The organism is Nonomuraea monospora (genome assembly GCF_039531895.1).
GTDB classification, from domain to species: Bacteria; Actinomycetota; Actinomycetes; order Streptosporangiales; family Streptosporangiaceae; genus Nonomuraea; species Nonomuraea monospora.
Map to the genome: position 1 here is coordinate 1 of NZ_BAAAQX010000077.1, position 24,212 is coordinate 24,212.

The 24,212-nt window shown below is 68.7% G+C and carries 23 protein-coding genes and 1 pseudogene; 7 read left to right on the forward strand and 17 right to left on the reverse strand.

What is annotated here, in order from left to right:
• Positions 1 to 201: 201 nt before the first annotated feature.
• Together ABD331_RS61260 and ABD331_RS59775 are read right to left on the reverse strand one after the other, a co-directional pair.
• A pseudogene (locus tag ABD331_RS61260) lies at positions 202 to 1,235 on the reverse strand (serine hydrolase domain-containing protein).
• 347 nt (positions 1,236 to 1,582) lie between these two features.
• Complete coding sequence (locus ABD331_RS59775; protein WP_344496377.1) at positions 1,583 to 2,317, reverse strand: SDR family NAD(P)-dependent oxidoreductase; 735 nt, start codon at positions 2,315 to 2,317, stop codon at positions 1,583 to 1,585.
• Positions 2,318 to 2,607: 290 nt separating this feature from the next.
• On the opposite strand from ABD331_RS59775, the gene ABD331_RS59780 reads away from it, so the two are divergent.
• Positions 2,608 to 2,781 carry a hypothetical protein gene (locus ABD331_RS59780; RefSeq protein WP_344496379.1) on the forward strand — a complete coding sequence of 58 codons (174 nt, stop codon included), beginning with the start codon at positions 2,608 to 2,610 and terminating at the stop codon, positions 2,779 to 2,781.
• Positions 2,782 to 2,816: 35 nt separating this feature from the next.
• Positions 2,817 to 2,990 (forward strand): hypothetical protein, encoded by a 174-nt coding sequence (locus tag ABD331_RS59785; protein WP_344496381.1) that lies wholly within the window; start codon positions 2,817 to 2,819, stop codon positions 2,988 to 2,990.
• Between the two features lie 232 nt (positions 2,991 to 3,222).
• On the opposite strand, the gene ABD331_RS59790 is transcribed toward ABD331_RS59785, so the two are convergent.
• Positions 3,223 to 3,876: a nuclear transport factor 2 family protein gene (locus tag ABD331_RS59790; protein WP_344496383.1), complete on the reverse strand. Its 654-nt coding sequence runs from the start codon at positions 3,874 to 3,876 to the stop codon at positions 3,223 to 3,225.
• Positions 3,877 to 4,406: 530 nt separating this feature from the next.
• On the opposite strand from ABD331_RS59790, the gene mhpA reads away from it, so the two are divergent.
• Genes mhpA through ABD331_RS59810 form a run of 4 tightly spaced genes read left to right on the forward strand, consistent with a single transcriptional unit; the run spans position 4,407 to position 9,125 of the window.
• Positions 4,407 to 5,966 carry a bifunctional 3-(3-hydroxy-phenyl)propionate/3-hydroxycinnamic acid hydroxylase MhpA gene (gene mhpA, locus ABD331_RS59795; RefSeq protein WP_344496385.1) on the forward strand — a complete coding sequence of 520 codons (1,560 nt, stop codon included), beginning with the start codon at positions 4,407 to 4,409 and terminating at the stop codon, positions 5,964 to 5,966.
• The gene (locus tag ABD331_RS59800) at positions 5,966 to 7,087 is read left to right on the forward strand and encodes an alpha/beta hydrolase family protein (RefSeq protein WP_344496387.1); all 1,122 of its coding nucleotides are present in this window, start codon (positions 5,966 to 5,968) and stop codon (positions 7,085 to 7,087) included. Before mhpA ends, ABD331_RS59800 begins: the two co-directional genes overlap by 1 nt.
• Positions 7,084 to 8,208, forward strand: coding sequence for an iron-containing alcohol dehydrogenase (locus tag ABD331_RS59805; protein WP_344496389.1), 1,125 nt, complete (start codon positions 7,084 to 7,086; stop codon positions 8,206 to 8,208). Before ABD331_RS59800 ends, ABD331_RS59805 begins: the two co-directional genes overlap by 4 nt.
• Positions 8,205 to 9,125: a dioxygenase family protein gene (locus tag ABD331_RS59810; protein WP_344496391.1), complete on the forward strand. Its 921-nt coding sequence runs from the start codon at positions 8,205 to 8,207 to the stop codon at positions 9,123 to 9,125. Before ABD331_RS59805 ends, ABD331_RS59810 begins: the two co-directional genes overlap by 4 nt.
• A 33-nt stretch (positions 9,126 to 9,158) precedes the next feature.
• Here ABD331_RS59810 and ABD331_RS59815 read toward each other — a convergent pair whose 3' ends face one another.
• The 12 genes from ABD331_RS59815 to ABD331_RS59870 form a co-directional block, all read right to left on the reverse strand.
• Positions 9,159 to 9,806, reverse strand: a complete 648-nt coding sequence (locus tag ABD331_RS59815) for a TetR/AcrR family transcriptional regulator (RefSeq protein ID WP_344496393.1) — start codon at positions 9,804 to 9,806, stop codon at positions 9,159 to 9,161.
• Between the two features lie 79 nt (positions 9,807 to 9,885).
• A complete protein-coding gene (locus ABD331_RS59820; RefSeq protein WP_344496395.1) occupies positions 9,886 to 10,671 on the reverse strand; it encodes an SDR family NAD(P)-dependent oxidoreductase in 786 nt (261 codons plus the stop codon).
• Positions 10,668 to 11,417, reverse strand: coding sequence for an SDR family NAD(P)-dependent oxidoreductase (locus ABD331_RS59825; protein ID WP_344496397.1), 750 nt, complete (start codon positions 11,415 to 11,417; stop codon positions 10,668 to 10,670). Before ABD331_RS59825 ends, ABD331_RS59820 begins: the two co-directional genes overlap by 4 nt.
• A gap of 8 nt (positions 11,418 to 11,425) precedes the next feature.
• The gene (locus ABD331_RS59830) at positions 11,426 to 12,376 is read right to left on the reverse strand and encodes a fumarylacetoacetate hydrolase family protein (protein WP_344496399.1); all 951 of its coding nucleotides are present in this window, start codon (positions 12,374 to 12,376) and stop codon (positions 11,426 to 11,428) included.
• Between the two features lie 73 nt (positions 12,377 to 12,449).
• Complete coding sequence (locus tag ABD331_RS59835; protein ID WP_344496401.1) at positions 12,450 to 13,409, reverse strand: cyclase family protein; 960 nt, start codon at positions 13,407 to 13,409, stop codon at positions 12,450 to 12,452.
• Complete coding sequence (locus ABD331_RS59840) at positions 13,409 to 14,449, reverse strand: dihydrodipicolinate synthase family protein (protein WP_344496403.1); 1,041 nt, start codon at positions 14,447 to 14,449, stop codon at positions 13,409 to 13,411. Before ABD331_RS59840 ends, ABD331_RS59835 begins: the two co-directional genes overlap by 1 nt.
• Before the next feature lie 53 nt (positions 14,450 to 14,502).
• Entirely contained in the window at positions 14,503 to 15,969 is a 1,467-nt protein-coding gene (locus ABD331_RS59845) for an NAD-dependent succinate-semialdehyde dehydrogenase (protein ID WP_344496405.1), read from the reverse strand.
• 17 nt (positions 15,970 to 15,986) lie between these two features.
• The gene (locus ABD331_RS59850) at positions 15,987 to 16,967 is read right to left on the reverse strand and encodes an ornithine cyclodeaminase family protein (protein ID WP_344496407.1); all 981 of its coding nucleotides are present in this window, start codon (positions 16,965 to 16,967) and stop codon (positions 15,987 to 15,989) included.
• Positions 16,964 to 17,776, reverse strand: coding sequence for an ABC transporter ATP-binding protein (locus ABD331_RS59855; protein WP_344496409.1), 813 nt, complete (start codon positions 17,774 to 17,776; stop codon positions 16,964 to 16,966). Before ABD331_RS59855 ends, ABD331_RS59850 begins: the two co-directional genes overlap by 4 nt.
• Positions 17,769 to 18,581, reverse strand: a complete 813-nt coding sequence (locus ABD331_RS59860; RefSeq protein WP_344496411.1) for an ABC transporter permease — start codon at positions 18,579 to 18,581, stop codon at positions 17,769 to 17,771. Before ABD331_RS59860 ends, ABD331_RS59855 begins: the two co-directional genes overlap by 8 nt.
• A 5-nt stretch (positions 18,582 to 18,586) precedes the next feature.
• Entirely contained in the window at positions 18,587 to 19,420 is an 834-nt protein-coding gene (locus ABD331_RS59865; RefSeq protein ID WP_344496413.1) for an ABC transporter permease, read from the reverse strand.
• Positions 19,417 to 20,385 (reverse strand): ABC transporter substrate-binding protein, encoded by a 969-nt coding sequence (locus ABD331_RS59870; protein ID WP_344496415.1) that lies wholly within the window; start codon positions 20,383 to 20,385, stop codon positions 19,417 to 19,419. The genes ABD331_RS59865 and ABD331_RS59870 overlap by 4 nt, the downstream gene beginning before the upstream one ends.
• A gap of 166 nt (positions 20,386 to 20,551) precedes the next feature.
• On the opposite strand from ABD331_RS59870, the gene ABD331_RS59875 reads away from it, so the two are divergent.
• Positions 20,552 to 21,259 (forward strand): GntR family transcriptional regulator, encoded by a 708-nt coding sequence (locus ABD331_RS59875; protein WP_344496417.1) that lies wholly within the window; start codon positions 20,552 to 20,554, stop codon positions 21,257 to 21,259.
• A 538-nt stretch (positions 21,260 to 21,797) separates the two neighbouring features.
• Here ABD331_RS59875 and ABD331_RS59880 read toward each other — a convergent pair.
• Entirely contained in the window at positions 21,798 to 23,351 is a 1,554-nt protein-coding gene (locus ABD331_RS59880) for a glycoside hydrolase family 71 protein (protein ID WP_344496419.1), read from the reverse strand.
• A gap of 155 nt (positions 23,352 to 23,506) precedes the next feature.
• Positions 23,507 to 23,695, reverse strand: coding sequence for a hypothetical protein (locus ABD331_RS59885; RefSeq protein WP_344496420.1), 189 nt, complete (start codon positions 23,693 to 23,695; stop codon positions 23,507 to 23,509).
• Between the last annotated feature and the right edge of the window lie 517 nt (positions 23,696 to 24,212).

Below are 24,212 nucleotides of genomic sequence, written 5' to 3' on the forward strand. Positions count from 1 at the left end.
GTGGGGCACGGCGGACCCGATGAGCGAGGTCATCGCCAGGGAGAGCTTCAACGACCCTGACCGCGGTGTCTTCGTCGCCCCACCGATCTGACTCCGCGGCCAATCCGTGGGCGCTCCGGCTGGGCGGGCCACGTTGACAGGCCGGCTCCCGCACCGCCGGCGGCGAAGGCTCGAGCGGGCCTCAGCCGACGGCGGGCCGCATCATGCTGCCGGGCAGAACACCGAGGTGAGGGCGTCGCCGAGGGGCCGGCTCGCGGCCTGGCGCTCGTCGTCGTTCATGGCCAGGGTCATGGACACGGCGAACTGGACGCGGCCGTCGGAGGAGGCGAAGGTCGTGGCGACGAAGCCGGGAGCACTGCCGTCACTGCGCGGGCCGAACTCGGGGTCGCCCTTGCACGGGCCGCCCTCGGTGATCGGTGGCGCGCCGGGGACCGTGGTGATCACTGATGTCGGGGACGCCGGTGCGAGCTTGTTCTGGGTGAAGGCGCGCTTGAAGGCGCTCATGTCGTGCGCGGTGGAGATCACGCCGCCGGTGCCGAGCATGGCGGTGGCGTTCATCGGCAGGTAGGTGTCGCGCATGCCCAGTGGGGTGAAGATCCTCTTCTTCAGCTCGCTCGCCAGCGAGTGCCCGGTCGGCTTCTCGATGATCATGCCAGCAGGATGTGGTTGGTGTTGGCGTAGGCGACGGTGCCGATCGTTCCCGTCCCGGTGACGGCCGGCAGGTCCATGGGGCGATGGGTGACGGTGGTGTCGAACACATCGACGTCGGGGTTCTCGGCGTCGAGGATGCCCGAGGTGTGCTGGACCAGGTTCTGCACGGTGACCTCGTCGGCCCCCTTCACCAGGCCCTTCTTCGCGACCTCGGGCAGCAGCTTACCGAGCTTGTCGTCCAGCTTCAGCTTGCCGGCCTGCACGAATTGCATGATCACGGTGGCGGTCATCTGCTTGGTCTGGGACGCGATGCGGTAGCGGTCGGTGGAGGGGATCTTGCCGCCCTTGCCGTCGAGCAGCCGGGATCCGGCCGAGCCCTTCGCCACCCGCTTGCCGTCCACGTACACCTCGCCGATGGCGCCGACCACCTTGCCCGACTTCACCAGGGCCTCCATCGCCGCCTGCACGTCCCCCACCATCACAGGGGCGAGGGTCGCTGCGGTGGCGGGCGTGGACACGCTGAGGGCCAGAGCCGCGCACGCCGCCGAGACGACGCGTGCGGCTGTCAGTTGACGCGAGAACATGAAGTGCTGCTCCTGAATAGCGTTTCCATCCAGGGAGTTCAGACGAGCAGCCCCTCGAGGGCGTCCGCCGGCCTGCCGTGAAGTCCGTCATCGTTCTTGCTCCGCGTGGGTCATGGGGTCGTCCATCAGCGGCACGTCCTGGCCGGGTGCCGCGCTGGATGGCCACGTCTCCCGCGCGCATCACGGTCTCGGTGTCGGTGCCGTTGGGGCAGGGCGGGACGATGAGCGAGCGCTCAGTCGGATCAGGTTCTTCAGCGGCGATCGGGGCGGGCATCGCGGAGGTGTTCCACAGCTCGTAGAAGAGCGCGGCGAACATGCGCTGGCCGACCTTGAAACCAAGGGGCCTTTCACAGAGTCACCAGGCCGCCGTCCACGCGCAGCGCCTGACCGGTGATGAGCGAGGCGTCGTCCGAGACCAGGAAGGCGACAGCGCCGGCGACGTCGGACGGCTCCAGCGTCCGCTTCACCGCCTGACGCAGCCGCACATCCTCGAACACCTCCGGCGGCATGCCGCGCAGCGCGCCCGGCGTGCGAGTCAGGCCGGGCGCTACCGCGTTCACGGTCACGCCGCTCTCGCCCACCTCCACGGCCAGCGCCCTGGTGAGGCCGAGCAGCCCTGCCTTGCTGGTCACGTACGCCAGGAAGCCCGGCCCTGGTGGCTCCCACACCGTGTTGGACACGATGTTCACCACCCGGCCGAACCCGCGCTCGGCCATGCCCGGCACGAACGCGCCGCACAACAGGAACGCCGCGTCCACGTTCACCGTCTGCACCCGCCGCCACGTCGTCCAGTCCAGCTCGCCGAGCGTGCGCAGCACCTGGTGGGCGGCGTTGTTGACGAGCACGTCGCAGCGGCCGAAGCGGGCCGTCACGTTCGCGCAGAACCGGTCGATGGCCTCGGAAGAGGCCAGCTCGCACTCCTCGTAGTAGATCTGCGCGCCCAGCGCGCGCACCTCGGCAGCCGTGGCCTCGGCGGGCCGCAGGTCGGCGATGGCGATGTCGTGTCCCCGTTCGGCCAGCCGGACCGCGATGGCCCTGCCCAGCCCGTCCGCGGCTCCGGTCACGACCGCCACCCGGGTCATGCGCGTTCTCCGCGTGACAGCGAACGCATGGATGGGACTCCCTTCATGCCGGGCCCGCACGTCTGCGGCGAGCCAGGTAGGTGGTGAGCGTCACGGCGGTGAGCAGCGCGATTCCGGCCCGGCGTCACGGCGCGGAGCGGCGCTCACTGCGATATGGCCGCGAGCTTAGGCAGGCTTCGATGTCGCCGGGAAGCATGAATCCGAGATGCCAGCCATAGGCGGCGGCCGGGCCGGTGAACACCGTCTTCCGCCCGCGAGTCCCGCCAGGGGCCTAGCGCCGCCGCACGGTCGTGATCACCGGAGCGACGCGAGGGCAGGGAGCCGCCGCGGCGGGCGCCTTCGTCGTCGCCACCGACATCCTGGACGACGAGGGGGCCGCGCTCGCCGGACGCACCGGGCCCGGCCTGGTCTACCGCCACCTCGACGGGTCCAGCGAGGACGAGTGGAGCGACCTGGCCGCCTGACTGAAGGCCGAGCGAGGCGAGGTCCACGGCCGGCGATGGAGCCGCTGTTGCGGTGGGGCGCGTCGATCGTGAACGTGGGATCGGTGGCCGCGCTCACCGCGCACCACGCGGTGGCGTACACCGCCAGCGAGTGGTTCCTGCTGTCGGACGAGGCGTCATACGTCCACGGTGCGGAGATCGCGGTGGACGGCGGTCCGGCGCCTCAGTGAGCGGGCCCCGTCTGCGAATCCGCCCGGCGGGTACGGGCAACGGCTCGCTCCCGGCCACCATGGTGTTGGTGACCGTCCCGGGCGAGGTGCCCGCGCGCCTCCTCCAGCGTCAGATCCCGCCCGGCCCTGCCGATCACCACCGCGACCTCGCACTCGAAGTCGAAGGTCGCGCTTTCGGGGAAGATCGGCACAGTCTACTGGTGCTCCGGCTGAATATTCGTGCCCTGCAGGATCAGGGGGCTTCAGGAAGAGGGGCGCTGGTGTCGGAGATCCAGCCGGCGCTTTCGTTGATCTTCTCGGGTTCGTATTCCCAGAGGATCGTCCATGCCAGCGAGCGGATCTTCCAGCCCTTGGAGGTGTGGTGGAAGGTGACGTCGTAGCGGGAGATCTCGCGGTGGGCGGTGTAGGTGTGCTCCTTGTCCTGGGGCGGGACGCCCATCCCGGGTCCGAACAGGGTGACGCCGTTGTCCTGCCAGATGCCTCGAGCTGACTTGCCGTCCTGGCTCACCGTGATGACGGGAGAGGTGAGCATGTGCTGGCCGAGAACGCCCCCGTTGGCCTTCATGACGCGTTGGAGGTTATTCCAGTATCCCGTGACCGCGGCCTTGCCCACGAGGGTCGGTCCGCTGGCGATGGAAAGTTGAACCTTGGGGCTGTCCAGGTCGAACAGGGCCAGGACGGAGGCCGCGAAGTCGTCTCCGAGGGAGGGAGCGACGTAACGGCCCATGACGTTCTCGATCTCCTGGCGGTCGCCGACGCGCGCCAGGTCGCCGCTGTGCGGTGTGGGCCCCGCCTTGGCGTCGGCCGATGCGGTCACGGCGGTGAGGCTCGCGAGGCCGATGGCCGCGGCGGCGAGCATCCCTGCGGCGGCGTGACGGAGTTTCATCGGGTTTCCCTTCTCGTTTCCGGAATGTGTTCGCTGTACGGCCGATGCGCGGGATGGCCGCCAACGCCTGATTGTCGAAGCCCGCCACGCGTATGCCCCCGGTGAGCAAGCGCTGCACGATCCTTCCGATGCGGATGTGCGTCGCCTATGCCAGGCGAAGGCTTCGTCCGTCGAGAGACGGTCCCGTCGTAGTACGGCCGCTTGCGGTGCGGGCATGGGTGCCGCACGCCTGCGAAAGCGTGAACCTCCGCCTGGCGCCGCCACTCTCCGCAGGTGCAGTCGCTCTTACGGTTGTGAATATGTACTCACATTAAAGCCATGTCAAGGGCATGTATCCGCGAGACGTAGGAAGCAAGCCGGCGCGCCCACACTGCCTTATCGGCTGATCGAACCAACCTTCGCCGAATATCGGTCGCGTAGAGGTCTTGACAGTGCCCCTGGGTCGCTTGTGAACTATCCCTCACATTTTCTGTGGGGGTGGTCACAACTCCCGCGTCCCGTCTCGCCGCCACCGGGTCCCAGGAGTCCCCATGAACGCATCAGCCAACTGCGACGTCGCGATCGTTGGTTACGGTCCCACCGGCCTTGCGGCCGCATCTCTGCTGGGGCGGCTCGGCCATCGGGTTCTCGTGGTCGAACGCTGGCCGAGCCTGTACGGGCTGCCACGGCTGACGCACATCGATGGCGAGACGGCGCGGTTGATCCAGTCGGTGGCCGATGTCGACGAAGCGCTGCACGACTCGTGCCCGACGGAGTACCTCTGGGTCAATGGGCAGGAACAGACGCTGGTGCATCTGCCCGCCACGGAAGACGGGCCGATGGGCTTCCCCGATGACATCTCGATGTATCAGCCGGACGTCGAAGAGGCGATCGACTCGCGGATCAGAACCTACCGGGGCGTGGAGATCCGGCAGGGTTGGGTGCTGACGGACCTTCGCCAGGACGAGGCCGGCGTCACCTTGACGCTGCGCGACTGGGACGCGGTGGAGCGCCGAGAGGGGCGAGCGTGCGACGAGGTGCGCGCCCGCTACGTCATCGCGGCAGACGGCAGCCGCAGCAAGGTCCGGGAACTGCTCGGCGTCGAGCGCGACGACCTCGGTTTCAGCGAGCGCTGGCTGAACGTCGATGCCGAGTGGATCCGTCCGGCACCGGAGGAATTCGCCCTGACCAAGCAGTTCTGCGTGCCCGAGCGAGGGCACATGTTCATGCGGATCGGCGAGCGGCGCCAGCGCTTCGAGTTCGCTCTCCTGCCCGGAGAGACGGCCGAGGAGATGTGCGAGCCCGGCAAAGCCTGGAAGTTGCTGAAGCAACTTCACGGGCTCGGCCCTGACGACCTGCGTTTCATCCGCCAGCTCGTCTACACCTTCGAGTCCCGCATCGCGCGGCGATGGCGGGTCGGCAGGGTCTTCCTCGCCGGAGACGCCGCCCACACCATGCCTCCCTACCTCGGCCAGGGCGCGTGCGGCGCGATGCGCGACGCAGTGAACCTCGGCTGGAAACTCGACCTCGTGCTGCGTGGTCTGGTCGAAGACGCCTTGCTGGACACCTATCAGACCGAGCGCGCCCCCCACGTCGAAGCGCTCACCCGCGCCTCGATCGCTCTCGGGGAGATCGCCAATATGAGCGACCCGGTGCAGGCTGCCGCTCGCGACGCTGCGATGCTCTCCGGCCACGCGACGCCGCCGCCCGGCATTCCGCCTCTCCTGGACGGTGTCCTCCAGCGCGATGCCGATGCCGCGCCCGTCGACCGTGCCGGAGCCCTCACCCCGCAGGGCCGGATCGAGATGGCCGGCCGTTCCGGCCGGTTCGACGACGTGGTGGGCCATGGCTTCGTTCTGGTCGTCCGGGAGCGGGTGAACCTGCCCGCCGCCCAAGCGGCCTTCCTGGAGTCCGTCGGGTGCGCGGTGGTCGGGCTCACGGAGATCAACGACCTCGACGGCCGACACGGGGCCTTCCTGGACGAACTCGGCGCCTACGCCTACCTGGCGCGTCCCGACTTCGTGCTCTTCGGCGCCGCGCCCGACGCTGCTTCCGTCGCCGGGCTGGTCGACGACCTCCGCAGCGCCCTCCATGTTGTCAAGGAGTCCTGATGGCAGTGCCCTCCGAGCTTCCACCGCACGTCGCGGCGCAGCATCGCGCCATGCCGCTCAGCCGGCTGCTGGATTACGGCATGGCCCGGGCAGACGCCCGCGCCCTGCTCGCCGACACCGCCGCCGGAACGCCCTGGGCCGAGAGCGCGGAACGTCTGGCCACCGCGCGGTGGGACCTTGCCCGCCGGGCCGAGGACAGGGGAGCTGTCGCCGTGGCACGCCAGGAACTCCGGGCGGCCGCAGCCGCGCTGATGTTCGCACAGATGGCCCACCAGACCGACACCCCTGAGAAGCGGCGGCTGTACGCCGGCCACCTGGACGCGGTCGCCGAACTCGCCAGGCTGGCGGGCCCGTTCATGGAGCGGATCGAGCCGGAGTATCGGAACGGACGACTCCTCGGCTGGCTGTGCCTGCCCGAGAGCGGCCGGGCCGACATCACGATCATCGTGTGCGGCGGTCTCACCGGCTGGGGCGCGGCATTCCTGTCGAGCGCCGAGGCCCTTGTCGCCCGAGGCCTCGCGTGCCTCCTCGTCGAAGGGCCGGGCCAGGGATGGCCCCGGCTCGCGCACGGCCTCTACCTGGACGGTTCGGTCGCCGCGGGGCTCTCCCGGTTCGTCGACGTCGTCCGGGGCGACCCGCGGCTCGGGGAGACGGTGGGCGTGCAGGGCAACAGCTTCGGCGGCCTCTTCGCCGCGTTGCTCGCCGCCGAGGACCCGCGGGTGAGAGCCTGCGTGGTCAACGGCGCGCCTGCGGTCCCCGTCCTGCCGGAGTTCCGTACGGCGCGCGAGCAGATCTTCGCCGCCCTCGGCCACACGGACGCCGGAGCAGCCGCCGCGACTCTGGCTGAGCTGCGCCTCGATCCGGTGAAACGGCCCATCGGCCGGCCCGTCCTCGTCCTGCACGGTGGCGCTGACCGGCTGGTCACCCGGGAACTGCAGGAACCGTTCGTCGCCGCGGGCGATCCGGCGGCTTCCTCGCTGCGGCTGTGGCCCGATGGGGAGCATACGATGTACAACCACGCCGCTGAGCGCGACGCGCTCACCGCCGACTGGTTCGCGGAGCAACTCGGGAAAGCGCTCGGGGGAGCGGAGTCCGGGCCGTCCGAAGGGCGGGCGTCATGACGCGGACCACACGTTCATGGGCTTACGAGGCCCGCCCGCAGCGCGTTGTCACAGGACGGAACGCCGCAGGCCGCCTCGTGAAGGCGGAACTCGACCGTCTCGGCGCGCGCCGCATCATGCTCATCGCCGGGAAATCAGAACTGGCCACCGCCCAGAAGCTCCTCGGAGGTATGGCAGCCGCCGCCACGTTCACCGGGGTGCGGCCCCACGTACCGGTGGAGGTGGCGGAGGCGGCCCGCGCGTGCGCCGCCGAGGCGGAGGCCGACGCGCTGCTGTGCGTCGGAGGAGGCTCCACGACGGGGACGGCGAAGGCCGTCGCACTGACCACGGGCCTGCCGATCGTGGCGGTGCCGACCACGTACGCGGGATCCGAGGCGACCGACGTCTGGGGGCTGACCGAGGGCACCCGCAAGACGAACGGCGCCGACCCGTCGGTCCTCCCGCGGGCCGTGGTCTACGACCCGGAACTGCTGGTCACGCTGCCGCCCGCACTGACCGTGAACTCGGGTCTCAACGCGCTCGCGCACTGCGTCGACTCCCTGTGGGCACCGAACGCGGGACCGGTTCCGACGGCGCTGGCCACCGAAGGCGCCCGGTTGCTCGCGCGAGGGCTGACCGCGGTCATCGCCGACGCCACCGACCTCGCGGCGCTGGAGGCATGCCAGGCCGGCACCTATGTGGCCGCGGCGGCGTTCGCAGCGGCCGGCTCCGGTCTGCACCACAAGATCTGTCATGTGCTCGGCGGCGCCTACGGCCTGGAGCACGGCGCGATGCACGCGGTGCTCCTGCCGCACGTGCTCGCCTTCAACGAGCCCGCCGCCCCGCAGGCCGCCGCCCGGATCGCCGAGGCCCTGGCCGGAGCGGGCTACGGCGACGGCTCGCACGCACTGGCCGCGCTACTCGCCCTTCATCGGGCGCTGGGTGCGCCCACCGGCCTCGGAGCCCTGGGCCTGCGCGCCGATCAGGTGTCGGAGGCCGCTGAACTCGTGCTGGAGAAGGTCCCGGCGACAAACCCCCGCCCCGTCACTCTCCCGGATCTCAAGGCGCTTCTGCACCGGGCCAGGACGGGAGCGGAGCCGGTCCGCGACCACGTCGGCGATTCGACAGGAGAGACCTCATGAGTGACAGCGAAAAGCTCGCGCCCGCGACCGCCGAGCAGGAAGCGCGAGAGGAGGCGGTCATCGCGCAGGTGCTCGGCAGCTTCGCCGGCTGTGCGGACGAGAGGCTGCGGACGGTGATACAGGCCCTGGTACGACACGCACACGCGTTCGTGCGGGAGGTCCGGCTGACCGAAGCCGAAAGGGAGGCCGCCATCGGGTTCCTGCGCGAGTGCGGCGACATCACCACGGACACCCGTCAGGAGTTCATCCTGCTCTCCGACGTCTTGGGCCTTTCCATGCAGACCGTCTGCGTCAACAACCCCGCCGAAGGAGAGGCGACCGAAGCGACGGTGTTCGGTCCCTTCTTCGTCGAGGACTCTCCTGAGATCGACAACGGCGGTGACATCGCGGCCGGCGCGTCCGGAACCCCGTGCTGGGTCACCGGTACCGTCCGCGGCGCCGACGGCGAACCGGTCCCGAACGCGCGGATCGACGTATGGGAGGCCGACGACGACGGAATGTACGACGTCCAGTACGGTGATGACCGCACCGCCGCCCGCGCCCACCTCCATGCCGACGGCCAGGGCGCCTACCGGTTCTGGGCGATCACCCCCACCCCGTACCCCATCCCGCACGACGGACCTGTCGGCCGTCTCCTCCAGGCCACCGGCAGAGCTCCCATGCGAGCCTCGCACCTGCACTTCATGGTCACCGCGCGAGGCCACCGCCGCCTGGTCACCCACATCTTCGTCGACGGCGACCCCCAACTGGCAGACGACGCCGTCTTCGGCGTCAAGCCCAGCCTGATCAAGTCCTTCGTCCAGCGCCCCGCCGGCACGCCCACCCCCGATGGTCGTCCGCTCGACACTCCCTGGACCCAGGTCCGCTTCGACATCGTCCTCGCACACGAACCTCCCCGGGGCGCCGCCGCCGGGTGATCGCCGTGCACTGAGGCGGAGGTCCTCCGCGGGCTACGCGGGTGTGAGCAGGTAGGCCGCGACGGCTTGTCTCAGCTGCTCGATAAGCCGCGGCCAGGGCAAGGGCCGAGCCGATTCCAGGTGTTCGCCGTGGATGATCCTGTGCGCGCAGGAGGCGTAGGTGAGCCGGTGGGCGAAATCGATGGCGGCCTCGACATCAGGGTGGTGTCGCAAGGCGGGTGCGATGAGCATCACTGTGTCCCGGAAAATGCGTCCGCCTTCGATGCTGGCAGCCGAGCCGCCCTCGAATATGGCGGGATTCTGTGTCCCGAGCAGCATGAGGACTCGCATGAGCTTCGCGTGGGTTCGAAAGGTTTCGGCCACTCCTGTGACTGCCGCGCCGATCACCTCGGCCGGCGTCGCGGTGGGAGTGAGACCGGTGTCGGCGACCCGCCGACGGAACTCGGCGCGGAAGTCGTCGGTGAACCTTGTCTGGATGGCGCCCAACAGTCCTTCCTTGCCACCGAAGCGCCGGTAGATGGTGCCCACCGCGACTCCGCCGGCCTCCGCCACCGCGGCCACGGTCAGCGCCTCGGCCCCACCCTCTTCCAGCAGCCGCATGCCGGCGATGAGAATCCGGTCCTGCGTCAGGCGGCTGCGCGCCTGCAGGGCCGGTGGCGCGGTCGACGGTTTGCTGGTCACGGCAGCACTCTATGGTGGGAGAGCGCGCGGGCCACAATACGACGGGTACCGACCCTGCGAAAACGCTCGGCCCCTTGCTTCAGGAGGTGGGGGCACCTGGAAGGACCGCCGACCAGCCGCCGTCGACGACGAGATTGGCGCCGGTGACGTAAGAGGCCTCGTCGCCGGCCAGGAACAGGGCGCACCGTGCGACCTCCTCGGGCGTACCGACGCGGCCGAGGGGGATGTGGTCGGCGATGGTGCGCATGGGATGGTCGTCGGCGAGCAGGGTGCCTGCGCTGGCCGGAGTGCGGATCATGCCAGGGCTGACGCAGTTGACGCGGATGCCGTGCGCGGCGCCTTCGGCGGCGAGTTGCCGGGTCATGGCCACGATGCCGCCTTTGCCGGCGGTGTGAGCGATGCGGTGGTTGGTGATGGAGCCGGTGATGCCGGCGGTGGAGCCGACGAGCACAACACTCGCGCCGCGGCGGGCGGCCAGGTGCGGCCAGGCGTGTTTGGTCGCCAGGAACACGATGTCCAGTTCGTTGCGCAGGGTGAACGACCAGTCCTGGTAGCTCGTTTCGGTCAGCGGTGAGAAGCGGGTGGCGGCGGCGTTGTTGTAGAGGATGTCGATGCGGCCGTGCCGGGCGGCGGCATCGTCGATCCACGCCTTGACCGCCGTCTCGTCGCCCAGGTCGAGCGGGGCGGTGCTGTCCATGCGGCCACCGGCGGTGCGGACCATTTCGGCGGTCTCGGCCGCGCCCGTCTCGTCGAGGTCGGTGCCCACCACGGTGGCGCCCTCGGCGGCGAAGAGCAGTGCCGCGGCTCGGCCCTGCCCGCCGGCGGTTCCGGTGATGAGGGCGATCTTGCCTGCCAGACGATTCATTTCCCCTCCTGGAAAATCGCGTCGCGGATCGATTTGACGCCGCCGTGAGCGGTCATGCCGCCGTCGACGGGGATCTCGGTCCCCGTGATGAAGGACGCCTCGTCGCTGAGCAGAAACGCGACCAAGGGCGCGACCTCGTCCACTGTTCCGGTGCGTCCCAGAGGGGTTTCCGCGACGTTCGCGTCCCTGAACGCCGGGGCCGCCGAGGCGGTCATAGGCGTCTCGATGTAGCCGGGGTGGATGGTGTTGACCCGGATGCCTCGCGGTCCCAGTTCGAGGCAGGCGGTCTTGGCCAGCCCCCGCAGCGCCCATTTGCTGGCGGTGTAGGCGGCGGGGAAGTGCGCGGTCAGCGCCGCCACCGACCCGACGCACACGATGGAGCCGCCCGCCGTCATCAACGGCGCCAAGGCCTGGATCCCCAACAGGACACCGGTCACGTTGACGTCCATGACCCGCGCCAGGTCGGCAGGCTCCAGTTCGGTCACTCGGGAGCGGTGCGTGATACCGGCGTTGGCGACGAGCCCGTCCACTCGGCCGTGCGATATGCGCAGTTCCTCGGCGAAAGCGGTCCAGCCTGAAGAGTCGGTGACGTCCAAGTGCCGATAACGCACTCCGGGCAGATCCTCGGGCGGCACATGGACGAGGTCCACGCCGATCACGGTCGCGGCCTGAGCGGCCAGCAAGCGGGCTTCGGCGGCGCCTTGCCCCTGGGCGGCACCTGTGACCACGATCGTCTTCCCGTCCAACCGGCCGCTCATGCGACCGCGCCAGGACGGGTGCGAGGACGCTTGCGGGCAGAGGGGAGTGGGTGAGGCGCGGGAAGTCCGGGAACGACGGTGTTGGAAACCGTGCCGATACCTTCGACGGTAAGCGTGACGACGTCGCCGGGCCTGAGCGATGGGGGGTCCTGTCGGTTGCGTCGTCCCCATAGTTCCGCCATGCAGCCGCCGTTGCCGCAGGTGCCGGAGCCCAGCACGTCACCGGCACGAACCTGGGCGCCGCGCGAGGCGTAGGCGACCATCTCCTCGAACGTCCAGCTCATGTTGGACAGCAGATCGGAGCCGACGACTTCCCCGTTCACCTCGGCGGTGAGGGCCAGCCGCAGGGTGCCGTCGGCGTCGCGGCAGGGATCCAGTTCGTCGGCGGTGACCAGCCACGGACCGAGCGTGGTGGCGAAGTCCTTCCCCTTGCAGGGACCGAGCCCGACCTGCATCTCCCGGGATTGCAGGTCCCGGGCCGACCAGTCATTGAAGATCGTGTACCCGAAGATGTGGTCGCGGGCCTGCTGGGGTGACAGGTCCTGCCCTTGGCGCCCGATGACGGCGGCGACCTCCAGCTCGAAGTCCAGCGCGGCGCAGCCGGGCGGCATCCTCACCTCATCGTGCGCACCGATCATGGAGTGGGGGTTGGTGAAGTAGAAGATCGGGGCGTCGTACCAGGCGTCCGGGACTCCGGCCTGCCCGTCGACACTGCGGCGGACGCCCTCGACGTGTTCCTCGAAGGTGACGAAGTCGCGTACCGACGGCGGTTCGATCGGCGGGAGCAGCCGCACCTCGGCCAGGGGCACGGCGGCATCGGTGGCCGGCGGTGCGCCGCCGGCGACGAGGTCGAGCAGGTTCGTGCCTTCAGGGAACGGACGGACTTGGTCGCCTTCGACGATTCCGCTGCGGCGACGCCTCTGGTGTTCGTAGGTGGCCAGACGCATGACGACTCCTGATCAGAAGAGGGAGGGGCGCCGGAACGTTACGGCGCAGACGGTTCTGTCGCCGTACAGGGCCTCACTTGACGGCAATGGGGTTGACGGGGGAGCCGACCGCGCCGGTGACCGGCAGCGGAGCGGCGGTGAGCCAGAACTCGTAGACGCCGTCGGCCGCGCAGTGCTCGGCGAGAGCCTCGAGGTCCCACATCTCACCGATGAGCAGGCCCATGCTGGGGATGACGACTTGGTGCAGCGGCTGGAAGGCATTGTCGAACTCGTTGGGACGTACCTCGAAGCCCCAGGTGTCGGTGGCGAGGGCGGCGATCCTGGAGCGGTGCAGCCAACCGGCGGTGGTGAACGACAGGCCGGGCGCGGGACCTCCGGCATAGTCGCCCCAGCCGTCACGGCGGACGCGGGAGAGCTGGCCGGTGCGCACGCAGACGATGTCGCCCGCGCCGACGGTGACGCCGTGGGCCTCGGCGGTCGCCGTCAGGTGCTCCTCGGTGATGGCGAAGCCGTCGGGGAGTTCGCCGCCCGCGCCGATGACGCGGCCGACGTCCAGCAGGATGCCCCGGCCCGCGACGTGGGGGGCCAGGTGCTCGATTCCGGTGACGAGGTCGCCTTCGGAAGTGACGACCTTCTCGGAGGGACGGCCGTTCCACGCCTTGCCGTGGTCGAAGATGTGGCCGAGGCCGTCCCACTGGGTGGAGCACTGGAGTGGCATCGCGATGACGTCGTCGGCGCCGCCGAAGCCGTGGGGGAAACCTTGGGCGCCGAGCGCGGCGTCCGTGCCCGTGTCGGTCATGGTGTGCACGGGATTGGTACGCCGCCGCCAGCCCTTCTGCGGGCCGTCCATGTCGAAGCGCTGCGACAAGGAGAACGACACGCCTTGCCTGACCAGCGCCGCGCCTTCCCGGCGCTTGGCCTCGTCGATGAAGTTCACCGTGCCCAGCACGTCATCTTCCCCCCAGCGGCCCCAATTGGAGTACGCGGCGGCGGCCCTGGCGATCTCGCCTTCAGGATCGGTACGGTCCAGCATCACGCCTCTTGTCCCGCTGACCGCGTGGGGTTGCGGCCGATGAAGAATTCGCGGAAAGGGTCCATTCTGGGCTTGAGCCCGGCGTCGATCAGGCCCTTCCGCAGCGCGTGCATCTGGGCGTCGTGGATTCGCTGGGTCGGCATGCGGAGCGGGCCGCCGTTGTAGCCCTGCAGCCATCCTTGGAACTTCCATGCCTGGCGGTTGAGGAACGCGCCGCCGTGCAGCGTGGCCGCCAGTGCCGCCTTGGCTTTGCGAGCCGGGTGCAGTTGCCAGTAGATCTCGGCGGCCGCGTCGAACTTGCCATCACGCAGCAGGTCGAAGACGCGAGGAATCATCGGCCCGTAGTACTCGTGGTCGCTGGTGGCCGAGAACTGAATCGGCATGATCTGCGAAAGGGGGATGAGCTCGCCCTCGATCGGCATCGAGATGACGACTTCCTCGCCGAAGTGTCGCTGGCATTCGATGACGCTCTGAATGCTGGGGAAGCCGCCTTCGGCCTTGATCGCCGCGATGTTGGGGCAGTCGTCGATCAGCCTGCGCAGCAGCCGCACCGGGATGTCGGAGGGATGGATCCGGGAGCTGAACCCCCACAGGTACATGGGGAAGAGCATCACGGCCAGGCCGGTCGCGTCGCAGACCGCCTTGGTGTAGTCGTAGATCTCCTCTTCGCTCTCCGGGTAGAAGTTCGGCGGGTAGGACAGCAGGACGAGTTCGGCTCCGGCCTGCTCTGCGCCGCGCACCGCTTCGAGGTTCTGATCGAGGTCGCTCCAGCTCGCGTGGTGCACCAGCAGCAGGTCGTCGCCCGCCTCGTCCTTGATGACGCGCAGGAAGTCCAGGTATTCCGGAAGCGTGATCGCCACTTCCGAGACGCCGAGCGTGCCGGCGAAGCCGTGCTCGATCGCCAGCTTCGTGTCGTGGCGGATCGCCCTCTCGTTGATGGTCCTCAGGTCACTGCTGAAGGACGGAATCGTGCAGTTGACGACTCCGACGAGGTGCTCGCGTGCCCACTCGCGGGCTTCGGCGCGGTTGTATCGGGCCATGGATACCCTCACTTCCTGATCGGGTGCGGAATGTGATCGGAGTTGCGGTGCGGTCAGCGGGCCGCCGCGTTCTCCCAGGCGAGGTACTTGAGTTCGAGGAACTCCTCGATGCCGTAGACGGAGCCCTCCCGGCCCAGTCCCGACTGCTTGACGCCGCCGAACGGCGCCACCTCGTTGGAGATCAGGCCGGTGTTGACGCCGACCATGCCGGCCTCCAGCGCGGCGCTGACCCGCCAGATGCGTTCGGCGTCGCGCGCGTAGAGATAGGCGGCCAGGCCGAACTCGGTGTCGTTGGCCATGCGAACGGCTTCGCTCTCGTCGGTGAACCGGACGAGCGGGATCACCGGGCCGAAGGTCTCCTCCCGGGTGATGGTCATCCGTGCTGTCACGTCCCCCAGCACCGTCGGACTGTAGTAATTGCCGCCACGCGGATGCCTCGTGCCGCCGAGCAGCACGGTCGCTCCCTTCTGGACGGCGTCCGCGACGTGGGTCTCGACCTTCGTCATGGCGTCCGTGTCGATGAGGGGCCCTTGCTGGACGCCTTCGTCGAAGCCGTCGCCGACGACGAGCCGGCCGACGCGTTCGGCGAGGCGCCGGGCGAACTCTTCATAGACGCCGTCCTGGACGTAGGCGCGGTTGGCGCTGATACAGGCCTGGCCCGTGTTGCGGTACTTCGTGGCGACCAGACCCTCGACGGCGGCGTCGAGTTCGGCGTCGTCGAACACCAGGAACGGGGCGTTGCCTCCGAGTTCCATCGAGGCGTTCTTCACCGTGGCGGCCGACTGCGCGAGCAGCAGCCTGCCGACCTCCGTGGACCCGGTGAACGTCACCTTGCGGACCAGCGGGCTGCCCGTGAGTTCGGGGCCGATCTCGCGAGGATCGCCGACGACGACGTTGAACACGCCGGCCGGAATTCCCGCCCGCTCGGCCAGTTCGGCGAGGGCCAGGGCGGTGAGCGGAGTCTGCTCCGCGGGCTTGAGCACCATCGTGCATCCGGCGGCCAGCGCGGGACCCGCCTTGCGTGTGATCATCGCGGCTGGGAAGTTCCACGGGGTGATCGCCGCCACCACGCCGACGGGCTCTTTGAGCACGACGATCCGCCGCGTACGTTCCGGAGCCGCCATGACATCGCCGCGGACGCGCTTGGCCTCCTCGGCGTACCATTCCAGGAAGGACGCGGCATAGCGCACCTCGCCCACCGCCTCGGCGAACGGCTTGCCCTCCTCCAGGACGATCAGCGTGGCCAGATCGGCGGCATGCTCGTTCACCAGGTCGAACCATCGGCGCAGGATCGCGGCCCGTTCCGTGCCGGACAGTGCCCGCCAGCCGGAGAACGCCTTGTGCGCCGCTTCGATGGCCGCGGCGGTCTGCCGGCGGCTGATCGCGGGGAGCTCGGCCAGCACCTCACCGGTGGCCGGATCGTCCACGATCAGTGTTCCGCTCTCGCCGTCCCCGACCCATGATCCGTCGATATAGGCGGCGGTCCGCATGAGGGACGCGTCGGTGAGCCGTCTGCGCATGTCCTGCTCCTGAGAGATCACTTGGCGACCGGGCTGATGCCGACCGGCAATTCCGTGCCGATCGACAGTTCGGCGGCCCGGCGGACGCACATGGCCGCGACCGCCAGGTCCTGGATCGCGCCGCCGACCGACTTGTAGATCACGATGTCTTCGGCCGACGTCCGTCCGGGCACGCGCCCGGCCACGGCGTCAGCGAGCGAGCCGAGCCGGTCCGCGAAGACGATCCCCGCCTGTTCGGCGGCGATCATGTCGCCGGTTTCGCGGGCGACCTCTTCCACCTGGTCGGCGATGATGACGTCCGCCCGCGCGATCACGCCGGCGTCCAGTTCCCGCTGTTCGGGCAGGGTCGAGCCGATGGAGACGACCGTCGTTCCGGCCTCCAGCCACTCGGCGTGCAGCGTGGGTTGCTCGCCGTGCGCACGCGCCGCGCACACGATGAGGTCCGCTCCGGCGACCGCGGCCGGAGCGCTGTCGGCCGCGCTCATCGCGGGACCGAGGTCTGCCAGGCGTTCAAGGAATCTGGCCCGGCTGCCGGGGTTCGGGCTGTACACCGTCACCGACGACAGTTCGCGCACCGCCGCCAGCGCTCGGACGTGATGGTGGGCTTCGAATCCCGATCCGATGACCCCGACCTTCACCGGACCCGGGGGGACGAGGACGTCGGCCGCCATGGCCGAGGTCGACGCGGTGCGGAATCCGGTGATCGCGTTGCCGTCCAGCAGGGCCACCAATGCGGCGGTCTTCTGGTCGAACAACTGCACCAGGTAGGAGACACGGCGATGGCGCACCGACGCGGCGATCGTCTTCCCGCCCATCACGCTGCCGTCGCCCAGGACGCCGCTCAGAGTCCGAAGCCAGAGTCCTTCGCCCCGGGCCATGACGCGCGGAGGGAAGCCGGCCTCGTCGACCGGCGCGGCGTAGGCCGCGCGCAGCGCCTCGATCGCGGCCGCCCAATCGAAAGCGGCCCGGACGTCGGCGTCGGTGAGGAAGAGGGTCACTTGCCGTCCTTCTGCTGGGCGGCTGCGCGAATGAGCCGGTAGACCTGGCTGCGCAGCTCGACGAACTCCGGGCGCGCCTTGGTGTCGACCTGGTCGCGGTCGCGCCCGAGATCCACCGGGACGACGGCGGTGACGGTGGTCGGCGCGCCGGAGAGCACCACGACGCGGTCGGCGAGGTAGACCGCCTCGTCGATGTCGTGGGTGACCAGGAGGAAGGTGATGCCCAGCCGGTCGCGCAGGCCGAGGACGAGGTCCTCTAGCTCGGCCCTGGTCTGTGCGTCCACGGAGGCGAACGGCTCGTCCATCACGAGGATCTTCGGCTCGTAGGCCAGCGCCCGCGCGATGGCGACCCGTTGTTGCATGCCGCCGGAGATCTGCCACGGGTACAGCCGGGCCGACGCTTCGAGCCCGACCGCGGCCAGGGCCTCGCGAGCGCGGCTCTCTCGTTCGCCTGCCCGCAGCCCTCTGCTGCGCAGGGGAAAGGTGACGTTGCCGAGGACCGACATCCACGGCAGCAGGGAGCGGCTGTAGTCCTGGAACACCAGCGCCATCTCGGCCGGCGGCCCGCCGACCGGCGTCCCTGACAGCCGGATGTCTCCGGTGTCGGGCGGCAGCAGGCCCGACAGACAGCGCAGCATCGTGGTCTTGCCGGCTCCAGAGGGGCCGACGATGGTGAGGAAGTCACCGGTGTCCACAACGAACTCGACGTCGGCGAGTACCTGCCTCCGGTCGGCGCCCGTCCCGTAGGACTTGGCGAGGCCGGCGACCGACAGAAGCGGCGCTGCGGTCGTGGAGGTCGAGCTAGTCAACAGCGGACTCCTTCTTGTTCTGTGAACGCGATTCCGGACTGTTCTTCCGGCGTCTGGCGAAGTGCCAGGACAGGACACGGCGCTCGACCGCCTGCAGCGCGAGATTCAGCAGGTAACCGAGGAGGCCGAGCAGGACCATCCCGGTCCACATGTCGGTGATGTTGAACTGCCGCTGGGCCTGCAGCACGAAGAAGCCGATGCCCGCCGTGGAGCCGACCAGCTCGCTGGCCAGCAGCAGGATGACGGCCACAGAAAGGCTGGCCCGCAGCCCGACGAAGATCTGCGGTCCGGCGGCGGGCAGGACGATGCGGAGCACGCGCTGCCGGCGGGTGATCCGGTAGGAGCGGGCCATGTCGTTGACGAGCGGATCGATGGACCGGACACCGTCGACGGTGTTGAGCAGAATGGGCCAGAGCGAGCCGAAGAAGATGACGCCCGCCTTCATCGACCAGCCGATGCCGAGTAGCTGAATGGCCAGGGGCAGCAGCGCCACGGCCGGCAGCGCGCGCAGAAACTGCACTGGGGGATTGACCGTCTCCCTCAACCAGGGGGTGAGCCCCATGGCCACCCCGAGACCGATGCCGACGACCACGGCGGAGAGGTATCCGACCGCCAGGTTGGTCACGCTGGGCAGGGCGTCGCTGGTGAACCGCTCGAACAGCCACAGCTCCTGGAACCGGGTCAGGATGTGCGACAGCGGGGGGTAGTACAGCGAGCCGCTGCGCGCGGAGACCACCCACCACACCGCGATGAGGACCACCGGGACGCTGAACTCCCACGCCAGCGTCCGGAGCGCGCGGCTCATCCGGCTCATCTCCCGCCTCCTTGCCGCTGGGACGGGTGCCAGCGCAGCGCACGCCGCTCGACCTCGGTGAACAGCAGGTTGATCAGAATGCCGAGCACGCCGGCCGCGACGATCCAGGCGTACATGGTGGGAACCGCACCACCCAGCTGCGCCACGGTGATCGCCTGGCCGATGCCGGGAGCGGGGATGATGATCTCTCCACTGAGCGACAGCAGAAGGCTGACCCCCGCCGCGATGCGTAGTCCGGTCGCCAGGTAGCCGGCGGCGCTGGGCAGGATCAGGAACAGTGCCCGCTGGACCGGGCGGATCCGGTACGAGCGGCACGTTTCCTCGGCTACCGGGTCGATGTCCCGGACGCCGTAGACGGTCTGCAGCAGGATCGGCCAGACGCAGGCGAAGGTGATCAGCAGTGTCTTGCCTCCCAAGCCGGACCCGTACAGCAACACGGCCAGGGGCACCAGGGCCAGCGACGGGATGGTCCGCAGAAAGTCCAGGACGAAGCGGCAGAGCCGGTAGGCGCCGTTGCTGACACCGAGGAAGAGCCCGACCGGGACGCCGATCGCCGCTGACGCGAGCAGACCCAGCGCCCAGGAGGTCAACGTGTCCAGCAGCGGAGCGACGATCGTGCCGTCCGCGACGAGAGCGACCAGGGCCTCGCCCAGCGAGGTGGGGGCCGGAATCGACCCGAAGTCGCCGAGCCGGACGGCGGCCTCCCACGCCACCAGCAACGACGCGATGAACCCCGACTTGGCGGCCCAGGTCCGCCAGGCTCCTGTTGGTGCGATCCGGGCTCGCTGAGCGGGCGCGATCGTCCGCTCACGGGTACCGGTGACCGTCATGTGCGCACCAGCCCGCTGAGATCGGGCTCCTTGGCGATGAACTCCTCGGTCATCATGGCGTTCGCGATCTTCTGCACCTGCGTCATGTCGAGCCTGGGTTCGAAGATCGGCAGCCGCACCTCGCCAAGAGCCGCTGCGGAGATCGTGGTGAAGGTGCCGGCCTCGGCTCTCACCTCGTCCGGGTGCTCTGCCGCGTACTGGACCGACTTGGTCATCGCCGTCACGAAGCGTTGTGCGGCGTCGGAGTGCTCCTGAAGATAGGCTCCGGCGCCGATCCAGCTCAGCCCGGTCACTTTGGGCAGTGCCTCGGAATAGGGTGCGCAGGGCTGGCGCAGGCCCTGCGCCAGCCCTTGCTGGAGGAAGGGGTCCGCCGACAGGACGGCGTCGACGCGTCCCTGTTGCACGGCGGAGTTCATCTCCGGGTACGGCAGTTCGACGAACTTGGCGGAGCTGGGATCGGCGCCCGCCTGCCGCATGGCCAGCCGCACGGCCAGCTCCGGCATGGATTTGAGCCCGACGACGCCGACGGTCGCACCTGCCAGGTCCGCCGCCTTCTTGATGCGGCTGTCGGTCCGGACCAGGATCGCCGCCCCGTCATCCTTGGTCTTCTCGGCGTAGACGTCATTGCCGAGGACCATGTTGATCTGCAGCCCCTGCGCCCGGGCGTTGATGGCGGGCACGGTAGAGACGAGGGCGTACTGCAGCTCGCCCTTGAGCATCGAAGGGATGGCCGTCGCCGCCGTCTGGATCGTCTTGGCGGTGGCGGCGAGTCCCTCTGCGCTGAAGAAGCCCTTCTTGATGCCCAGATAGAGCGGTGCCGCGTTCAGGAGCGGGGTGACTCCCACGTTGATCACCGTCCGTCCGTCGGCCGTGGTGCCGCCGCCCCCTGCTTCGGGTCCGCCGCACGCGGTCAACAGGCCGGTGGCGCTCAGACCGGCCGCCACCAGGAAACTCCTGCGGTTCATACGTCCTCCTCCCGATCGGCCTGGGCCGATGTCCAGGACATTTAACATTGGATATTCTGTGCGGACAAGAGGTCCCACCATGCCAAGATCTGAGGAGGGCTAAGTTGGTGCACGGCACGGCGCCGCTCTGTCAGCGCGCCCTGCAAGAGCCGGGAAGAGAGAACAAGTGACCAGCATTCAGCGGCGCGCCGCCGACCTGGTGTTCGAGCGGCTTCAGGAGCGCATCGTCTCGGGCGAGCTCGCACCAGGCGACCGGCTCGACCCCGCCGAGATCGCCGCTGACCTGGGTCTGAGCCGCACACCAGTACGGGAGGCCATCCTCCGCCTGGACAGCGAGGGCTTGGTGAACCGGCTCCCCTACCGCGGGGTCGTGGTGGCCGGAATCGACCACCGCGTCGCCGAAGAGGTGGCCGCACTCCGTATCAACCTGGAGACCCTGGCCGTGCGACTGGGCGTCCCCCGCCTGCGGGAGGAGGACCTCGTCGTCATGCGCGAGGCACACGCGCAGCTCACCCGGTCGCTGCGGGGAGAGCACGCGCAGCGGGAGTTCAATGAACTGAACCGTCGCTTCCACATGACCCTCTACCACCGTGCCGACAGCGCGGTGTTGCTGCGCACCATCGAGAACCTGGCCAGCCAGGCCGAACGCATTCGCATGCACTTCGATCTCCGGCAGGCGCCGGCGGGGCGCCACCACGAGAAGATCCTGGCGGCCTGCGAGAATCGCGACGTCGAGACGGCAGCCGCCACCACCCGTGACCACATCCTGGCGGCCCACCGGATGATGATGCCCGACGGCTATCGGATCGAGTCCGGCTCCATGCTCGCGACCGTCCTGGCCACCGCAGGACTCGACCAGCCCGGTGCCGACTGATCGACAGCGCATGGGCCCGCCACTGGCATCGACGCCGACCGGACTTCTTCACCGACCTGAGAGGGCGTTCAGGTATGTTCTGTGCCAGCCCGCCCCCTTATAGCCGTCGAGCGAATCGCGTACTTCGCGAACTATCTACGCATATGCGATCCGGGAGGGCTCTCCTCGATGTCTGTTTCGTGAGACGAGCCGCTCCCGATTCCATCTGGCGTAGAGATGTCCTGGATGCGCCATGTTTCGGCAGATGCCAGGCATGACGAAGGGCTGAGCGTAGGGGTCTGTTATGAACCCCGGCGCCCGTACCGTTCCGACATCTCCGACGCCCGCTGGGCCTTGATCGAGCCGACCCTCACGGCCTGGCGGCAGGCCTGGCTCGATCGCCGTCCAACCGGTGCGCCCGCGCCCACTGACCTGCGAGATAGCTGGACGGCGCGCGGTCGCCATGGTGTGCGCCAGGTGCACGAGGGTGCCGGCCACCTCCGTCACTCCCAGCGTGACGGCCACGGCGCGCCTCGGCTCGGTCTCCGCGGTTCTCCTGTCAGCGTCCGCTGGAAACCGCGCGGTAGTGCAGATCCTGCACGTAGGGCGTGTCGGTGATGGGGTACGGCGAGACGACCTCCGCCACCGTGGCCGAGTCTCGGGCCACAGTCGCCGAAACGGTGCCTGCCTTGAGCGGGAACGTCTTGGCCGTCACCCCTGCCGGAGCGTCGTATATCTGCGTCGCGCCGGCGATCGTAACGGACACCTTGCCCGCCGCGTTGAGCATGCTGAGGACCTCGACCGTGTCGCGAGCCGTCGTGCTGCCGCTGCGTAGCTTCATGAGCTTGGTCTGCGCGTACGTCGGCGCGGCCGCGACCGGCTGGATGCGGTGAGTGAGGTAGGCCACGTCTTTGGTGATCTCCGGGCAGCCGAGCTTGTAGCAGGTCAGGTAGTAGGCGTTGATGTCCAGATAGGTCCATCCCGCGTTCACCGAGGGAGCGAACTGGGTGTTCTCGGAGTAATCGTTCCAGGTGGTGAGCTGGACCCAGTCAGCCTTGCCGTCGATCGCACCCTTCCATGAGGAGCGCAGGTTCTCGGTGTTGCCGGCCTCGTCGAAGATGCCCTGGTTCGGACGCTCGTCCTGCACCGACACCGGCTGCATCCAGATCTTGCCCATCCCATGAGCGGTTGTGATGTTGGTAGCCAGGTTGGCGTTGCCCGCAGGGTTGCGGCTGCCCCAGTTCGAAAAGCCATAGCTGATGGACGCGAAATCGGAGGCGTTCTTGTTGAAGTCGAGGAAGACCGGCACCAAGGCGACTTCAATGCCGTGCGTGGTCTCCATGGTCTCCATCCAGTCGGCCCACCAGGCAGCGGTCCTGCCCTCGGCCTTGAACGGGGAAATGACCAGGCGATTGTCATCCAAGCGGTAGACCGACTTGGAGGCGGCGAGCTTGGCCATGGCTGTGGCCAGAGTGGCGCTGTCAACCGAGGCGAGGCCGTTGGTATCGGGCATGAGCACGATCTTGAAGCCGGGATCGACGGCCTCGGCCGCCTTGATGAGGTTCTGCACCCGGGTCCAGTGTGCGCTGGTGACTGACAGGATGTCGACGGTGAAGCCGTCCAGTCCAGCGGCGATGGCCTGCTTGACCTCGGTCTTGAGGTCCTCTAGCGCGTAGTCGCCGCTGATCGGGTCGCGGCCGATGGGCCGGTCGCGCAGTAACCCGCCATACGCGCTGTGCTTGCCGCTCTCACCTTCCGGCTTGAGGTAGTTGCGAGCGTAGTAGTCGTTGGCGGGCGCAGCGTTGTCGAGTGAGAGCGGGTATGGGGTGAAGTAGTGCGCGAAGACCTGCTTGCCCGAGGCTCGGAGCACCGCCGTGTCGGCCAATGTGAAGGGCAGCGGACCGTCGCTCTGCTCGGCGGTTTCCTCGGTGTCCGTGATCAGAAGCTTCGGTCCGCGATCGCCGCTCCCGCGGGAGGACATCGGAACGGTCGGGGTGCCTGATGTCACGCTGACCGGCGTGGCCACGACAGCCTGCGCGGGAACGACGGTAATGCCTCCCAGCGTGGCGAACACCGTCACCGCCGTCATCAACGTCCGATATTTGCGGCTCATGAAACTCCTTGGTCTCTTGGTACGGCTTGGCGTCCTCAGCGCGTGAGACACCAAGATCTTTATCGTGTGCCCAGTGGTACACGGCTGTAGCCGGCGGACGATCGTGCCTCTCGCGTACGCAGGGACGGTCCGCTGGACGAGCGGTGGTGGCGTGGCTACCCAGTGATGATCGTCTGGCGCTTCTTCGGAAGCTCGAAGAGAACCAGGTCCTGATCGGCAAGGAAGACGAGGGTGTAGTGCTTGGCGGGGTAGATGGCGCCGCCCGCCGGCGTGGCCTCGGTGGGCTGGCTGCCGACCAGTCGCATGCCCGGCTCGAACTCCGGTTCCGTGGCTCTCTCCACCATCGGCCGGCAATTGCAGCCACCAATACCGATCCGGAGAACTTTCGGCGACGGCCGGCTCCTTAAAATACTTATCGACTTCTTGCCGTTCGGGACGCTTGGGAGCGGCGTCCATCTCATTCGCCTGAACCACCGGCGGGCCTAAGCCAAACGGGTCCCGGCAGTAGCGCTCCACCAGCAAAGCCCTACGACAGCCTCTTCCTGACTTCATTTAGAGAGGGACTGTAGGGCATTGTTACGCCCCCTCCCAACTGATCAACCAATGAGTTAATCGAATCTCCTGGGCTCTACAGGCTCGCGAACGGCTGGATGCCGACCTGAAGGGCGACATCGACCGGCAGATCACCTACACCCTGGATGCGATGCCGCGCAAGGCCGCTACGCGCCGCCACCCCCCAGGGCCCTGCCATGCACGTCCAGATCCCAGGATCAGATGGGCGTGGCGACGAACACGCCGCGGTCAGGGTCGTTGAAGCTCTCCCGGGCGATGACCTCGCTCATCGGGTCCGCCGTGCCCCAT

Excerpts from the sequence above, each read along its gene's own strand:
- ABD331_RS59775 (WP_344496377.1), bottom strand. The coding sequence starts at position 2,317 with ATGACCCGGGTGGCGGTCGTGACCGGAGCCGCGGACGGGCTGGGCAGG.
- ABD331_RS59785 (WP_344496381.1), top strand. The coding sequence starts at position 2,817 with ATGGAGCCGCTGTTGCGGTGGGGCGCGTCGATCGTGAACGTGGGATCG.
- ABD331_RS59790 (WP_344496383.1), bottom strand. The coding sequence starts at position 3,876 with ATGAAACTCCGTCACGCCGCCGCAGGGATGCTCGCCGCCGCGGCCATC.
- mhpA (WP_344496385.1), top strand. The coding sequence starts at position 4,407 with ATGAACGCATCAGCCAACTGCGACGTCGCGATCGTTGGTTACGGTCCC.
- ABD331_RS59800 (WP_344496387.1), top strand. The coding sequence starts at position 5,966 with ATGGCAGTGCCCTCCGAGCTTCCACCGCACGTCGCGGCGCAGCATCGC.
- ABD331_RS59805 (WP_344496389.1), top strand. The coding sequence starts at position 7,084 with ATGACGCGGACCACACGTTCATGGGCTTACGAGGCCCGCCCGCAGCGC.
- ABD331_RS59810 (WP_344496391.1), top strand. The coding sequence starts at position 8,205 with ATGAGTGACAGCGAAAAGCTCGCGCCCGCGACCGCCGAGCAGGAAGCG.
- ABD331_RS59820 (WP_344496395.1), bottom strand. The coding sequence starts at position 10,671 with ATGAATCGTCTGGCAGGCAAGATCGCCCTCATCACCGGAACCGCCGGC.
- ABD331_RS59830 (WP_344496399.1), bottom strand. The coding sequence starts at position 12,376 with ATGCGTCTGGCCACCTACGAACACCAGAGGCGTCGCCGCAGCGGAATC.
- ABD331_RS59835 (WP_344496401.1), bottom strand. The coding sequence starts at position 13,409 with ATGCTGGACCGTACCGATCCTGAAGGCGAGATCGCCAGGGCCGCCGCC.
- ABD331_RS59840 (WP_344496403.1), bottom strand. The coding sequence starts at position 14,449 with ATGGCCCGATACAACCGCGCCGAAGCCCGCGAGTGGGCACGCGAGCAC.
- ABD331_RS59845 (WP_344496405.1), bottom strand. The coding sequence starts at position 15,969 with ATGCGCAGACGGCTCACCGACGCGTCCCTCATGCGGACCGCCGCCTAT.
- ABD331_RS59860 (WP_344496411.1), bottom strand. The coding sequence starts at position 18,581 with ATGAGCCGCGCGCTCCGGACGCTGGCGTGGGAGTTCAGCGTCCCGGTG.
- ABD331_RS59865 (WP_344496413.1), bottom strand. The coding sequence starts at position 19,420 with ATGACGGTCACCGGTACCCGTGAGCGGACGATCGCGCCCGCTCAGCGA.
- ABD331_RS59870 (WP_344496415.1), bottom strand. The coding sequence starts at position 20,385 with ATGAACCGCAGGAGTTTCCTGGTGGCGGCCGGTCTGAGCGCCACCGGC.
- ABD331_RS59880 (WP_344496419.1), bottom strand. The coding sequence starts at position 23,351 with ATGAGCCGCAAATATCGGACGTTGATGACGGCGGTGACGGTGTTCGCC.
- ABD331_RS59885 (WP_344496420.1), bottom strand. The coding sequence starts at position 23,695 with ATGGTGGAGAGAGCCACGGAACCGGAGTTCGAGCCGGGCATGCGACTG.